The sequence below is a fragment of the Actinoplanes sp. L3-i22 genome, from assembly GCF_019704555.1.
Taxonomy (GTDB): domain Bacteria; phylum Actinomycetota; class Actinomycetes; order Mycobacteriales; family Micromonosporaceae; genus Actinoplanes.
In genome coordinates this window covers 4,609,925-4,623,075 of record NZ_AP024745.1, presented here as the reverse complement: position 1 = coordinate 4,623,075, position 13,151 = coordinate 4,609,925, and the positions used below count along the sequence as shown (strand labels likewise).

Sequence of the window (13,151 nt, the reverse complement as noted above, 5' to 3'; positions counted from 1 at the left end):
CACCGATTCTTCCAGCGGCCTGAGGAGATGCCGCGCGGCCGCGGCGGCGAGATCTACGCCGTGGACGTATGGAGCGACATCCCGGAGGAACGCCGGCCTGGGCTGCTGCGCTACGACAACGCGCTGCACCCGGCTCTGGCGTCCCGGATGATCCGGTCGACGACCCGCTTGGGTGACCTGGTCGCTGACCCGTTTCTCGGCAGCGGCTCCTCTGCGGCCGCCTGTGCAATCCGGCGTGCCCGCCCGCCAACTCATGGCGGCAGGGAACAGGGGCAGGACGGCGTAATGTCGATTATTGGCTGCTGCGCCTTCCGGCCAGCCATGCCCGACCCCCTATCGCAGGGATGGTGGACGATGACGCCTTCCGGCACTGCTGGAGACACCATCGGCGAACGGCTTCGCCGACTCCGCGGCGAGCGCGGTCTGACCCAGGAGGACCTCGCCGGCCTTGCGTCGGTGAGCGTGGACCTGGTGAAGAAACTGGAGCAGGGCAAGCGGGAGTCGGCGCGACTGACGTCGCTGGCCGCCCTTGCTGACGCGCTGGATGTCCCACTGTCGGAATTGACCGACAAGCGGCCACGTCTTGATGCGACCGGCGACCGGCTGGTCCTCAACCTGCGTGACGTGCTGCTGTCACCGAAGCTGTTGCCGGGGATAGATCCCGAGGACGGTGAAGAACCCGTTCCCTCGCAGCGGCTGGCTACGACGCTCAACGCGACCTGGGAGGACTATTGGTCCGGCCGGTTCGCGGAGGTGGCACGCCGTGCGCCGGGACTGATAGAAGAAGCCCGCCACGCGCGACGTGCCGACGTTGCCGGCAGCGCGCTGGTTCTGGCGCAGGCCTATCAGCTCGCGGCCTGTCTACTCGGCCAGTTCGGTCGCGATGACCTTGCGCTGATCGGCGCCGAGCGAGCCATCTCGGCGGCTTCCGCTGCCTCCGACGAGCTGCAGTGGGCTACTGCGCACGGCACCTACGTCTGGATCCTGATGAACCAGGCGCGCAACGCGGAAGCGGAACGGCTCGCGGCTCAGGTGGCCGCTCGGATCGAGCCGCGTCTGAGTAGCGCAACGCCCGAACATCTGACCGTCTGGGGTGGGATGGCGCTGTGGGCGATGGCAGCGGCGTGCGCTGCCGGTCGTGCCGACGAAACCGATCACTACCTCGGCCTGGCCAGGGCTGGTGCAGTACGGATGAACGCAGATCGGCTCGATCGCGCCATCAACTTCGGACCCACCCAGGTGGCCATGCAGGACACGTACGCGCAGATTTGTCTCGAGCGACCGGAACGTGCACTCACCGCGGCCAAGCGGGTGCGCCCGGACGACCTCCGGCCGATCTCTTACGGTCGGCACCTGCTGGACGTCGCGCTGGCGCAGGCCGACCTTCGTCGGGACGCCGAGGCGGTCGACACGCTCAGCAGGGCGAAGAGCATCGCTCCGGTGTGGTTCCGGCACCAGGTCGCGGCCCGCAACCTGGTCTTCGAGATCTGCGAACGGCGCGCGAGGCTGACCCCGTCGATGCGCGAACTCGTCCGCGCACTCGCCCAACGCTGATCGAACGAGGACAACACGCCCTCCTTCGTGGGGCACAGCCGCACGCCAACGACGCCATGACGTCCCTTCAAGACAGGGTCGCCGCAGGCAACGATCGAACCAGCGGCAACGGACGGCATCTCTTGAGGCTGCCTACCGCCGTCGATGCGACGGGTTGCACTCCTGTGCACACGAGCGGCCGTCGCTGGTAAGCACTACCTGGACGTAAGCGGCCCGGGCAAAACCGCTCGCTCACGCGGGGAGTAAGAGTGTCCGGCAGCACCTACTACGGGGTGTCCGCTCGAGATCAGATGACGCTGCCCCGATCCGGTGATGTGGTGCTGGTCGGCAGGGCCGCCAGCATCCAATTCGCGCAGCCGATTCTGTTCCGGGTCATCCGGGCGCACGACTGGCAGACCTACGTGGGTTGGATCTGGCTCGACGGCTACGAGATCGACCCAGCGGGCGACGCCCTGCGCCGCCGCTCCATCTTTGTGCAGCTCAATGGGCTCCAACGAGCCATTCGACAAGGAGAATCCGGTGAAGAAGACAAAGCTCAAAGAAATGGCCGGCGCCGTCGCTGATCTGATGGCCGACCGCGGCTTCGCCTTCGTCGAGAACGACCGTGTCGAAGCGCTGGCCGCCACGCTACGGGCATTCCTGAGTACCGCCGGCCTGCCCATCAACCCGCCCGAGCAACACGACGACGAACTGGAGTTCACAGCAACATCGGGACGCCGATAAGGCACGGGCCCCAACCGCATCGGCGTCCTTCAGCCCCCAACTCACCTCGGCTCTGCGGGGTCGGAACGCCCCGGCGGCATCGTCGCCGGGGCGTCACGCGTCAGAGCAGCTGGAGGGGTACCCGCCCCAACGGCGCCGGGGTCAGCCCAGCCGGAACCGCTGGGCGGGGCCGGCGTTGCAGTCGTAGACCTTGCAACCGGCAAGGATGTACGGCCAGCATTCACCCGAGACCGGCCTGCGGGCGAATCACGAGCGCGGTGGCAGCTCGGCGATAGCGCCGCCCCTGGGCGCCCGGCCCGCTGCGCCTTGTCGTCGCGCCGGCCTTGCCGGTCAGGTGTCCGAGCACTTGCCGTCGAACTGGCGGTAGCTGGCGATGATGTAGCTGGTGGTTCTGCCGATGGCGTGCCGACCCGGGCCGAGATCGGGTTTCTGGTACGACCAGTTCTTGCCGCGATCGTCGGAGCGCAGCTGCCACGTGCACCAGCCGGAGCCGGTGTACCAGCCGCCGGTGGTGTTCCAGCCGAACCGCTGGTAGCTGTAGTAGCCGACCGGCAGGACCTGGTCGTAGGTCTGGCTGCTGTTCGGGACGAACACTCCCATACCGGCCGCCTGGCTGGACGGCTGGTTGTAGATCGTATTGGTCACGTAGCTGGGCAGAGTCGGGAATGCCGCCGCGGCCAAGCCGAACTTGGCCTGGATCTGAGCGAGCGTGTAGATAGCGGGTGCCGCGTCGGCGGGCACCGGGGCCGACAGGGCGAGAGCGGCCGGGAGTGCGGCCGCCGCGAGACGCTTGAGGTGCCTCATCTGCTCCTCCGTACGCTCGGGGCCAACCTCGACAACAGTGGTCAACACATTGATCGAGATCAACCCTTTACTCGTTGCTCGACACGGATACCGACCAAGATCTATTTCGCCGCGGTCGCAGCAGCCGCCCGAGTATGGAAGCGCAGCCGTCAGCGGGATCGATCCGGCCGGGATGACACCATGATCGGCATGACCGCTGATGAACACGCCGCGCGCGCCACCGAACTCGCCGCCGAGGCCGAACGCCTGTACCAGATCTGCCTGGTCGACTACCAGACCAACATCAACGAGGACGACCACTCCAACGAGCCGTACGTGCCCGGCGCCGACCTCGCCATGCTCACCGCCACCACGCAGCTCGCCCAGGTCCACGCCACTCTCGCCCTGCGACACGGCACTGCCGATTAGGGTCCGGGCTCCGGCAGACGCTTCAGGACAGAGTCAGTGCCAGGATGGCGCCGGTGGTGGCCGGATTCGAGGCCGGTCTTCCGTTGAGATCGGTGGCGATGCCGAACCTCCGGGCGCCCGACGGCGCCGCGGTCTCGACGCCGGGCAGCACCAGCGAGAAGCGCCTGACCGGCATCACCATCGCGATGGTCCGCAGCCCGTAGCCGGCGGCCGCGGCACCGAGCACGGCCATGATCGCGCCCGGGCCGCAGAACGCGGCAGCTACCGTGGCGCCGATCGCCCAGGGCAGCACACCCAGCCGCCGCGGAGCACCGACGACGATCTCCGCGGCCGCAGCCATCAGAACCCAGAAGAACAGCGCCCCGACCGCCGCGTGGGCCGGGCCGATCCCGAGCGGGCCGGTGACGACGCCCAGCAGGACGGCGGAAGCGGAAACGATCAGGTACGCCACCGGACCGCGGCCCAGCGGTTTGCCAGGGCGAGACGCAAAGCTCATGGTCCACAGTGAAGTCGAGATGCTGCCGACCGGGTTGTGACGCTCGCTCGGCAGGCACGAAACCTGGAGTCATCGTCGCGTGGCGTTGCGTCGATGCCGTCGTGGGCCGCAGCGGGCATTCAGCCGGGTTGCACCGCCTGACTTGAGGAATGCGGTCCGTCCGGGATACGGGCGGCGGACGCGGCGACGGTTGCCAGGTCGTCGCCGGTGAAGCCGGCGCGGCTCAGCACCGCCAGGGACTTGTTGGTCGCCAATGTGCACAGCGCCAGCTCGGCCGCGGCCTGGTCATCGGCGCCTGCCGCCCGCATGGCCTGCTCCAGCATCGCCCGCAGGCCGGCGATCATGGCGCGGACCAGCGCCTGGCTCTCCGCGTCGAGGGCCTGCAGTTGCGCGGCCGACATCGTGAGCAGGCAGCCGTCCGGGACCGCGGGGTCGGCGATCCGGTTCAGGGTGACCCGCAGGTAGGCGGCCACCACGGCGCTCGGGTTCGGGTGGGGGCCGGACAGTGCCTGGTCGTACAGCGGGTGGTAGGTCTCCGCGTACCGAAGAAGGCTTTTCCGGAAGAGGGTGCTCTTGTCGCCGAACGTGCCGTAGAGCGAGCCCCGGCCCAGGCCGGTGCCCTCGGTCAGGCGCTCGATCGAGGCCTCCGAGTAGCCCCAGCGCCAGAAGACGTCCATCGCACGCCGGAGCGCCTCGTCCACGTCGAACTGCTTGCGTCCCGCCATACGGGTCAGCCTACTCGTCTTGGACTGATCGTTCCAAGTATCTTGTAATGGTCGTTCCAACATGGGTATGGTCCCCGGCATGACAACTTTGCGTTCGCTGCGGTTGCCCGACCGGTTCACCGACGTCTTCACCAGCCGCCTCGTGGAGGTGGACGGGCTGCGACTGCACGCGGTCACCGGCGGCCACGGCCCGGCGTTGCTGCTGGTCGGCGGATGGCCGCAGACCTGGTATGCCTGGCGGGAAGTGATGCCCGCGCTCGCTCGCGAGCACACCGTCGTCGCCGTCGACTCGCGCGGGGCCGGGCTCTCCGACAAACCCGACGACGGGTACGACGCCGGCACGCTGGCCGCCGATCTGGTCGCGCTGATGTCCGCCCTCGGGCACGACCGCTTCGACGTGGTCGGCCACGACATCGGCACGTGGACCGCGTACGCGCTGGCCGCCGACCACCCCGAGCGGGTGGGCCGGCTCGCCGTCGTCGAAGCGGTGATCCCCGGGCTCACGCCGTCCCCGCCGGCGTTCGGCCCGGCCGGGCTCAATCAGAAACTCTGGCAGTTCGGCTTCAACCGGCTCACCGATCTCAACGAGGAACTGGTCCGCGGGCGCGAGCGGATCTTCTTCGGGTGGCAGTTCGCCACCAAGGCCGCCACCCCAACCACCATTCCTGCGTACGCCGTCGACGTATACGTGAACGCGATCACCGCGGACCCGCGCGCACTGGGGGCGAGTTTTGCCTACTACCGGGCGCTGGACGAGACGATCGCGCAGAACGAGCGACGCGCCCGAACCCGGCTGACGCTGCCGGTGCTCGCCGTCGGCGGCGCACTGTGGAGCGGCGCGAATGCCGCCCAGACGATGCGGCTGGCGGCTGATGCCGTCACCGAGGTGGTCCTCGACGACTGCGGGCACTACCCGGCCGAGGAACAGCCGGCGCGGTTCGTCGAGGTCCTTGCAGCTTTCCTGCGTGGTGAGGCGACAGCAGGCGTGCCGGACAGCTGACGAGGCCGCGCGGGCTTCCGGGGCCAAGCTGACCGCAGCCGTGAAGGAGCTCGCTCTGCCCGCACCGGACTCGGCGACGCTCCGCTCCGGCGGCTGTTCAAGACTGCGGTTGGATTTGGCACCACGGGAAGGCGCTGGCCTCGTCATGGGCCTCCGTGCGAGTCACCGGAGTCGGCGCGTAAGCGAATCGTGGCGTTGTATCTGGCTGCCGGCCAGCCGTTCACGCCCGGCGCGCATCTGGTCGATGCCCGATCTGATCGTCGTAGGCATCGCCGGCACCTTGGCCAGCGCCGGCGTTCTGATCACCAGCCAGGACCGGGCTGGCATTTCAGGTGCACGCTGGCATGCCGGCTCTTGAGCCCGCCCTTGTCATAGATCCACATTTGGACCTCGACCTCAGACTGCTTCGGCTGCCCGCACCCAAGGTTGAAGGGGTAATCCACGCGGCCGGCTGACACGCGGCCGTAGGAAGGACTTGAGAACGGATGGCTTTCCATGCCCGGCTGCCAGCGAAACCCGAAACCTTCCGCATCGCCGTTCACGTCGGTGTAGTTGGCTCGCGCATAGACGAGTACACCCTCCTGATAGGTGCTGGTACTCACGATCACAGGGGCCTGCGGTTCAGACACCGGTGGTTCGGGCGCGTGGAAGAGGCCGGTCAGCCAGGTCGCGTAGGTGGCCAGGTACCTGTTGTACCGGACATGCGCGCAGGCGCGGGAGTCCGGCATGACCAGACACCCCAATCCCAAGCTGGTGCCCCCCATGACGTTGCAGATCGGGTCGTCGTGCAGGCAGACAGTGACGGCGTTGGGCAGGGTTGGCAGCCTATTCCTACCGGCCAGACCGCCAAAAAGCGGATTGAAGTCGCCCTCAGCGTGGGGGTCCGAGGGATCGAACATCGGGCTGGCATAGAGCACGACGGCCTTGATCCTGCGCCGGGCCTGTTCGGTGAGGGCCGGCTTGCCGGTCAAACCGGAATCGAGTGCGAGATGGACGGCGAACGCGCCAAGTGAGTATCCGGACAGGACGAACTCCAGGTTTTCGCAGTCCGTTGCTGCCGCCTTGTTGAGCGCGGCGCGCAGTGCAAGTGCGCCAGCCGTCGCATTCTCTTCGGCATGTAGCAGGCTGTCGATGCTGACTGGTGGCGCCTGGTACTCGATTGGTGTGCCGGTGACGCGGAGACCCTTATCGGCCATTTCCTCGGTGAAGAACGTGAAGGTGGACCCGACCTCGGGCCCCATCTTGACGGCGGTGCTCCCCCCGGCTCCGCCCTCGCCGGAGCCTTTCAGCCCGAAGAACTGGACGTCGGCGCAGTCGGCGGCGGCCCTCGCGGTCCCGGCTCCGGCCGGGGCGGGCAGGACCGCCGCAGCGGGTGCCGCCACGAGCACCGTGACCGTCGCAAGCATGGCGATGCTCGCGAATCTCTGGCGCAGCTTCACGCCTGGATCGTCGCAGACACCAACGTAGGCCGGACAAATTTGCCGTAAATGGTGTCATCACCGCCCCCTTCTCCGTCGAGGGCGGCCGAACGCTTCTCAAGCGGGCGGTCGAGGTACCCACTTGAGTTGTGCCGAGCGTCTGGTTGAGCGTGGCGTGTTGTCAGCCGCCGGACGCCGCGTGGGCGGTGGTGGTCGAGCGGGCTACGGTGCTCGGTCGGCTGGTCCAGACCGATCGGGTGACCGTGGAGGCCGCGGACGAGCTCGGGATTTCCCGGCATCGGGCGTCTTCGCGGGTGCGGCAGTGGCGTGACGGTTCGGGCCGGTGTCGGATCTGCTGGTAGGCCGCCCTGGCGGCGGCCGGTTGCCGGAGGCAGTCGAGATGGTTTCTACGGGAGACGCTGCGGTCGCGGTACCTGCGCTTGTCGCCGGTGCACCGGGAGGTCGCTCGGGCGTGGGCCGGTCGGAGTGTCTCGCGAACGTTCGCTGTCCAACGCCACATCCGCCATCCGGAGCACCACTGCTGGTGCCTCACGCGCCATCACCGACAGCGGTGTCCACCATTCGCCCACCGCGAAAGCCTCCCCCAACAACCGGCCAACCCTCGTGGAGGTAACTACCGCGGTCAGAGCGGTCAACGCCCGCGCCTGCCCGTCCGGCCTGGTGATGGAGCGGGCGATCTGCTCGGCGCGGTCGAAGTCACCGGCTACGGCCACGGCCCGGGCCAGCGTGGTCAACATCTGTTCCTCCTCGCCCGGGTCGGTGATGGAGCGGGCGATCTGCTCGGCGCGGTCGAAGTCACCGGCCGCGACCACCGCCTCGGCCAGCGTGATCAACACGTTCGCTCGCCCACCCGGCAAGAAGAGGGAGCGGGCGATCTGCTCGGCGTCTACCGCCAGCCGCCGGCCACGGTCGAAGTCACCGGCCACCGCCGCCGCCTGAGTCAGCGCGGTCAACGCCCGCGCCCGCCCGTCCGGCCTGGTGATGGAGCGGGCGATCTGCTCAGCACGGTCGAAGTCACCTGTCACGGCCAACACCTTGGCCACCGCGGTCAACACCTGCGTCTGCTCTCCCGGCCAGAAGTGGGAGCGGGCGATCTGTTCGGCGTCCACCGCCAACTGCCGGCCACGGGCGAAGTCACCGGCCGCGGCCGCCGCCTCGGCCAGCGCGGCCAACACCTGCGCCTGCCCGTCCGGGTAGAGGCTGCGGGCGATCTGCTCGGCGCGGTCGAAGTCACCGCCCGCGGCGAATACCTTGGCCACCGCGGTCAACACCTGCGTCTGTTCTCCCGGCCAGAAGTGGGAGCGGGCGATCTGTTCGGCGTCCACCGCCAACTGCCGGCCACGGGCGAAGTCACCGGCCGCGGCCGCCGCCTCGGCCAGCGCGGCCAACATCCGCCCACGCTCCTCCGGGTAGGTGATGGAGCGGGCGATCTGCTCGGCGCGGTCGAAGTCACCTGCCGCGGCCAACACCTTGGCCAACACCCGCGCCTGCTGTACCGGGTCGGTGATGGAGCAGGCGATCTGCTCGGCGCGGTCGAAGTCACCGACCGCGGCCACCGCCTCAACAAGCGCAGTTAACGCCCGTGCCTGCTGTACCGGTTCGGTGATGGAGCGGGCGATCTGCTCGGCGTCTACCGCCAGCTGCCGGCCGCGGCGGGTGACGTCGGCGGTGGCCGGCGCGTCGGCCAGCGTATTTGACACCCACACCTGGTGCACCAGCCTGGTGTGGGAGCGGGCGATCAGGTCGGCGTCGACCGTCAGTTGCTGGCCACGGTCGACGTCACCGGCCGCGGTCGCCGCCTCGGCGAGCGCGGTCAACGCCCGCGCCTGCTCGTCCGGCCGGACGTGGGAGCGGGCAATCTGCTCGGCGCGGTCGAAGTCACCTGCCGCGACCACCGCCTCGGTCACCGCGATCAACACCTGTGCCTGCTCGTCCGGCCGGACGAGCGAGCGGGCGATCTGCTCGGCGTCCGCCGCCAGCCGCCGGCCACGGTCCAAGTCACCGGCCACCGCCGCCGCCTCGGCCAGCGCGGTCAACGCCCGCACCTGATCCTTCGGCTCGGTGATGGAGCAGGCGATCCGCCCGGCACGGTCGAAATCACCGGCAGCGGCCACCGCCTCAGCAAGCGCGACCAACGCCCGCGTCCGCTGAACCGGGCCGATGAGGGAGCGGGCGATCTGCTCGGCGTCCACCGCCAGCCGCCGGCCACGGTCCAAGTCACCGGCCACCACCGCCGCCTCGGCCAGCGCGGTCAACGCCCGCACCTGATCCTTCGGCTCGGTGATGGAGCAGGCGATCCGCCCGGCACGGTCGAAATCACCGGCAGCGGCCAGCACCTCGGTCACCGCGATCAATGCCCACGCCTGCTCGTCCGGGTAGGTGATGGAGCGAGCGATCTGCTCCGCATTCACCGCCATCTGCCGGCCACGGTCGAAATCACCGGCTACCACCGCCGCCTCGGCCAGCGCGGTCAACGCCCGCACCTGATCCTTCGGCCCGCTGAGGCAGCGGGCGATCTGCTCGGCACGGTCGAAATCACCGGCCACCGCCGCCGCCTCGGCCAGCGCGGTCAATGCCCGCGCCCGCACCTCCGGCTGGGAATAGGAGCGGACGATCTGCTCCGCGTCCACCGCCATCTGCCGGCCACGGTCGAAATCACCGGCCACCGCCGCCGCCTCGGCCAGCGCGATCAACGCCTGCGCCCGCTGAACCGGGTCGGTGAGGGAGCGGGCGATCTGCTCGGCGTCCATCGCCAGCCGCCGGCCGTGCTCAGGGTCACCGGCCGCCACCGCCTTGGCGAGCGCGGCGGATGCCCGCGCCCGCTGGTACGGCCTGGTGATGGAGCAGGTGATCTGCTCGGCGCGATCCCGGTCTCCGGCCACTGCCACGGCCACGGCGAGCGCGGTCAACGCCTTCGCCCGCAGTACCCGATCGGTGAGAGACCGAGCGATCTGCTCGGCGCGGTCGCTGTCACCGGCCGCAGCCACCACCTTGGCGAGCACCTGCTCCTGGTGGTTCGGGCCGCTGAGGCAGCGGGCGATCTGCTCGGCGCGGTCGAGGTCACCAGCCACAGCCGCCGCCTCGGCGAGCGCGGTCAACGCCTGCGCTCGCTCCTTCGGGACGGTGATGGAGCAGGCGATCTGCTCGGCATCTACCGTCAGCCGCCGGCCACGGTCGAAGTCACCTGCCTCGGTCGCCGCCTGAGTCAGCGCGATCAACGCCCGCGCCTGCTCGTCCGGGTAGGTGATGGATCGGGCGATCTGCTCGGCGCGGTCGCAGTCACCTGTCGCGGCCGCCGCCTCGGCCAGTGCGGTCAACGCCCGCGCCTGCTCGTCCGGTCTGACGAGCAAGTGGGCGATCTGCTCGGCGTCTGCCGTCAGCCGCCTCGCACGGTCGAAGTCACCGGCCATGGCCGCCGCCTCGGCCAGCGCGATCAACGCCCGCGCACGCTGGTAACGGCCGGTGATGGAGCGGGCAAGGGCTTCAGCGCGCACAGGTTGTCCCAGCCGCACCCAGACAGCTGGCAGGTCGGTGGGGATGTTGGTGTTGCGGTCGGTCAGGCTGTGGCGGCGGGCTGAGAGCAGGGCCATGGCTGCCAGGTCAGGCTGATTTTGCGCCAGCACCAGAGTTTGAGCGGTGGTGATCTCTTCCAATGCGATGACGTCGCCGCCAGTCAGGTCCAGCATCCGGTCGTGGCGGGCGCTGTCGATGGCCAAGGCAACCAGTCGGGGAAGGTCACCAGTGTCGGCGAGCATCCGTGGATAGCCACGCAGCAGATATTCCGGAGTCCTTTGCGGCCACGCCGCCTGCCCGTCGTGGCCGTCACGGTATGTCCGAGCCCAGGCGTGGATCCGGTCTCCATAGCTGGTCAGCCGCGACTGGCCGAGATAGCGGACGGCGGCCTGCTGCAGTTCTTCGTGACCGAGCAGATACACCACAGAACCCTGGTCCGTCGCCCACTGCGCCCCCCGGCGGGTGAACGTACGCCCCGTCACGGTATTCAGCACCTCCTCGATCTCGACCAGACCGGCGCCGGTCAGTTCGCCTAGATCATCCCCCGACAGCCCACCCCGGGCCGTCGCCAGCAGCCCGACAAGGTCTTGCTCAACATCTGTGCCCTTGAGGAGTAGACGCTTGAGTTCGGCTTGGCCCAGCCGTTGCAGATCCCGCGCGTGCGGGGACATGCCGAGTTCCCGCACGATCCCCGGATTTCGTAGCGGATGCCAGTCCGGCACATCGTCGGGGATCGGCGGGTTCGGCCGACCGGCCACGACCACCCGCATCCCGGCCGGCGGGTCCGCCGGCAGGAGCCCGGCAATGCTGTGCGAGCCCGGACCGCTGATCGTGCTGCGGTCCTCGTCCAGGCCGTCGACCAGCAACACCAGCCGTACCCCCCGCTGCCGACAAGCCCGCGCGGCCTGGGCGAGCAGGTCCAGCAGCCAGGCCTCCCGCAACCCCTCGTCGACCACCGTCGGCCGCTGCTCGCCGGTCAGTGCGGTCAGCTGCTCGCTCACCGCTTCCGTGAACGCCGTCCTGGTATCTGAGCCGGCCAATCGGGCAGTGATGAAAAACGCCACCATCTCCACCCGCGACCGGACTTGATCCGGCGGGTTCAGCACGAACGTCGACAACAACGCCGACTTACCCGCCCACGGCCCCGCCTGCCACCACACATACGGGCCCCGCTGTTCCTGCAGGCAGAACCCGGCCAACTCCGCCAACTCCGGGTCCCGGTCCTGCAGCCAGGGTGGGACGATCCGGCGGACCTGCTCCAGATACGCCGACCGCGGCGCCGCCGACGGCCTCGATCTGGACAGGAAAACATTCACCGTCCCGGCCGTACCGATCCCAACCCCGCCCTGCTCACCATGCCCGACTACTCCCGACCCGGGCGTGTCCTGCCACCACGGCACCCCAGAGAGAGCGCCGGGATCACCGGGTCCGGTCAGTGGCCGGGCCGACCCGGCCGGTGAGGGTCCGGCTCCTCCCACGGCCGGCGGCCGATGTTCACGGTGCCGGCCTGCCCGATCGCGGTAGCGGCATCATGCGCGGTCGCGGTCACCCCACCGGTGAACACCGCCGAACCCGGCGCGGCCAGCACCTGCGTACCCGTCGCCGGCTCCGCCCGGCGGATCTGCTCCACCAACGCGGTCACCGTCTGCGCGAACGCCTCGTCCCGACGCGCGGCCGCCGCCACCGCCAACTCGACCTGCTGCCGCGTCAGCTCACTGACCTGCCCCGACCCGTCAGCCGCCTCCTGCGCGAGATCCTCGAGCACCGGCTCACCCAACTTGGCCAGGACGATCTCGTGCAAGCGGTCTGCGCTCGCGTCGATCGCCGCATCGACCGTCTCATCCACCCGGCCCGCCGCACGCCGTGCCTTCCGCACCGCCCACGCGATCGCCATCCCGGCAACCACCGAAGCCTCCACCACCGGCACCCCAGTACCTCCCGGAAACAGCGCACCCCACTGCGGGCCAGTCCCGGACCACCGTACCGACCCGCCTACAACGCGCCGTCACCCGAACAGGCGACCCTGAGCCCACCCTTCAATGCAGACGATCTTCGAACATCCGTGCACCGGCGCGAGTGTGGTGACCACCACGTCCCGGCCAAGGAGAAGGGGACGACAGGGTTTCGAGGGCGTCGCCTCACCCGCCGGGCGATGGTTCGGTTGCCAGGAGCAGGGCGAAATCCTGCTCGAGGTACGTGCGTAGCGCGTCGAGATAGTCCGGATCCGTGCGGTCGACGTCGCGAGACCACAGGCTGAACTCTTCGGCGTCCGCGGGCGGCGCAACCGCGATCGAGAACTCCTCGGTCGCGTTCACGGTCTCGACGACATCGGCCAGGTAGCTCTGGTAATCCGGGTCTGCGGACACCACTTCGAGGCGCCCACCGTCGTAGCGGAGCGCACCGATGTCAATATTCTGACCACCCCACTGATCGATGCGCTGAACGCCGTAGACGCTGGCTGTTGCGGTTTCGTCTGCCATGTGCGTGTC

12 protein-coding genes are annotated in these 13,151 nt (G+C 69.2%); 5 read left to right on the top strand and 7 right to left on the bottom strand.

Annotated features, from left to right (window positions below):
* The first annotated feature begins 27 nt into the window (after window positions 1–27).
* The 3 genes from L3i22_RS20430 (at window position 28) to L3i22_RS20420 (ending at window position 2,277) form a co-directional block, all read left to right on the top strand.
* Window positions 28–1,554 carry a helix-turn-helix domain-containing protein gene (locus L3i22_RS20430; protein WP_221328552.1) on the top strand — a complete coding sequence of 509 codons (1,527 nt, stop codon included), beginning with the start codon at window positions 28–30 and terminating at the stop codon, window positions 1,552–1,554.
* A 248-nt stretch (window positions 1,555–1,802) separates the two neighbouring features.
* Complete coding sequence (locus L3i22_RS20425; protein WP_370644485.1) at window positions 1,803–2,117, top strand: hypothetical protein; 315 nt, start codon at window positions 1,803–1,805, stop codon at window positions 2,115–2,117.
* Entirely contained in the window at window positions 2,074–2,277 is a 204-nt protein-coding gene (locus L3i22_RS20420) for a hypothetical protein (protein WP_221328551.1), read from the top strand. The genes L3i22_RS20425 and L3i22_RS20420 overlap by 44 nt, the downstream gene beginning before the upstream one ends.
* 330 nt (window positions 2,278–2,607) lie before the next feature.
* Here L3i22_RS20420 and L3i22_RS20415 read toward each other — a convergent pair whose 3' ends face one another.
* Window positions 2,608–3,081, bottom strand: a complete 474-nt coding sequence (locus L3i22_RS20415; RefSeq protein WP_221328550.1) for a hypothetical protein — start codon at window positions 3,079–3,081, stop codon at window positions 2,608–2,610.
* A 189-nt stretch (window positions 3,082–3,270) separates the two neighbouring features.
* Here L3i22_RS20415 and L3i22_RS20410 point away from each other — a divergent pair, with 189 nt between their 5' ends.
* On the top strand, window positions 3,271–3,489 hold the full coding sequence (locus L3i22_RS20410; protein WP_255658435.1) for a hypothetical protein: 219 nt from the start codon (window positions 3,271–3,273) through the stop codon (window positions 3,487–3,489).
* A 22-nt stretch (window positions 3,490–3,511) separates the two neighbouring features.
* On the opposite strand, the gene L3i22_RS20405 is transcribed toward L3i22_RS20410, so the two are convergent.
* Complete coding sequence (locus L3i22_RS20405) at window positions 3,512–3,985, bottom strand: hypothetical protein (RefSeq protein WP_221328548.1); 474 nt, start codon at window positions 3,983–3,985, stop codon at window positions 3,512–3,514.
* 119 nt (window positions 3,986–4,104) lie between these two features.
* Window positions 4,105–4,710 (bottom strand): TetR/AcrR family transcriptional regulator, encoded by a 606-nt coding sequence (locus L3i22_RS20400; protein ID WP_221328547.1) that lies wholly within the window; start codon window positions 4,708–4,710, stop codon window positions 4,105–4,107.
* Window positions 4,711–4,789: 79 nt separating this feature from the next.
* Here L3i22_RS20400 and L3i22_RS20395 point away from each other — a divergent pair, with 79 nt between their 5' ends.
* On the top strand, window positions 4,790–5,710 hold the full coding sequence (locus L3i22_RS20395; protein WP_221328546.1) for an alpha/beta fold hydrolase: 921 nt from the start codon (window positions 4,790–4,792) through the stop codon (window positions 5,708–5,710).
* 302 nt (window positions 5,711–6,012) lie between these two features.
* On the opposite strand, the gene L3i22_RS20390 is transcribed toward L3i22_RS20395, so the two are convergent.
* From L3i22_RS20390 to L3i22_RS20375, 4 genes are all read right to left on the bottom strand, one after another.
* Window positions 6,013–7,149 carry a cutinase family protein gene (locus L3i22_RS20390; RefSeq protein WP_221328545.1) on the bottom strand — a complete coding sequence of 379 codons (1,137 nt, stop codon included), beginning with the start codon at window positions 7,147–7,149 and terminating at the stop codon, window positions 6,013–6,015.
* A 386-nt stretch (window positions 7,150–7,535) separates the two neighbouring features.
* Window positions 7,536–11,978, bottom strand: a complete 4,443-nt coding sequence (locus tag L3i22_RS20385; protein WP_221328544.1) for a hypothetical protein — start codon at window positions 11,976–11,978, stop codon at window positions 7,536–7,538.
* Between the two features lie 116 nt (window positions 11,979–12,094).
* On the bottom strand, window positions 12,095–12,589 hold the full coding sequence (locus L3i22_RS20380) for a chromosome partitioning protein (protein ID WP_221328543.1): 495 nt from the start codon (window positions 12,587–12,589) through the stop codon (window positions 12,095–12,097).
* Between the two features lie 211 nt (window positions 12,590–12,800).
* Window positions 12,801–13,142 (bottom strand): hypothetical protein, encoded by a 342-nt coding sequence (locus tag L3i22_RS20375; RefSeq protein ID WP_221328542.1) that lies wholly within the window; start codon window positions 13,140–13,142, stop codon window positions 12,801–12,803.
* Window positions 13,143–13,151: the final 9 nt, after the last annotated feature.

Excerpts from the sequence above, each read along its gene's own strand:
- L3i22_RS20430 (WP_221328552.1), top strand. The coding sequence starts at position 28 with ATGCCGCGCGGCCGCGGCGGCGAGATCTACGCCGTGGACGTATGGAGC.
- L3i22_RS20415 (WP_221328550.1), bottom strand. The coding sequence starts at position 3,081 with ATGAGGCACCTCAAGCGTCTCGCGGCGGCCGCACTCCCGGCCGCTCTC.
- L3i22_RS20410 (WP_255658435.1), top strand. The coding sequence starts at position 3,271 with ATGACCGCTGATGAACACGCCGCGCGCGCCACCGAACTCGCCGCCGAG.
- L3i22_RS20405 (WP_221328548.1), bottom strand. The coding sequence starts at position 3,985 with ATGAGCTTTGCGTCTCGCCCTGGCAAACCGCTGGGCCGCGGTCCGGTG.
- L3i22_RS20400 (WP_221328547.1), bottom strand. The coding sequence starts at position 4,710 with ATGGCGGGACGCAAGCAGTTCGACGTGGACGAGGCGCTCCGGCGTGCG.
- L3i22_RS20395 (WP_221328546.1), top strand. The coding sequence starts at position 4,790 with ATGACAACTTTGCGTTCGCTGCGGTTGCCCGACCGGTTCACCGACGTC.
- L3i22_RS20375 (WP_221328542.1), bottom strand. The coding sequence starts at position 13,142 with ATGGCAGACGAAACCGCAACAGCCAGCGTCTACGGCGTTCAGCGCATC.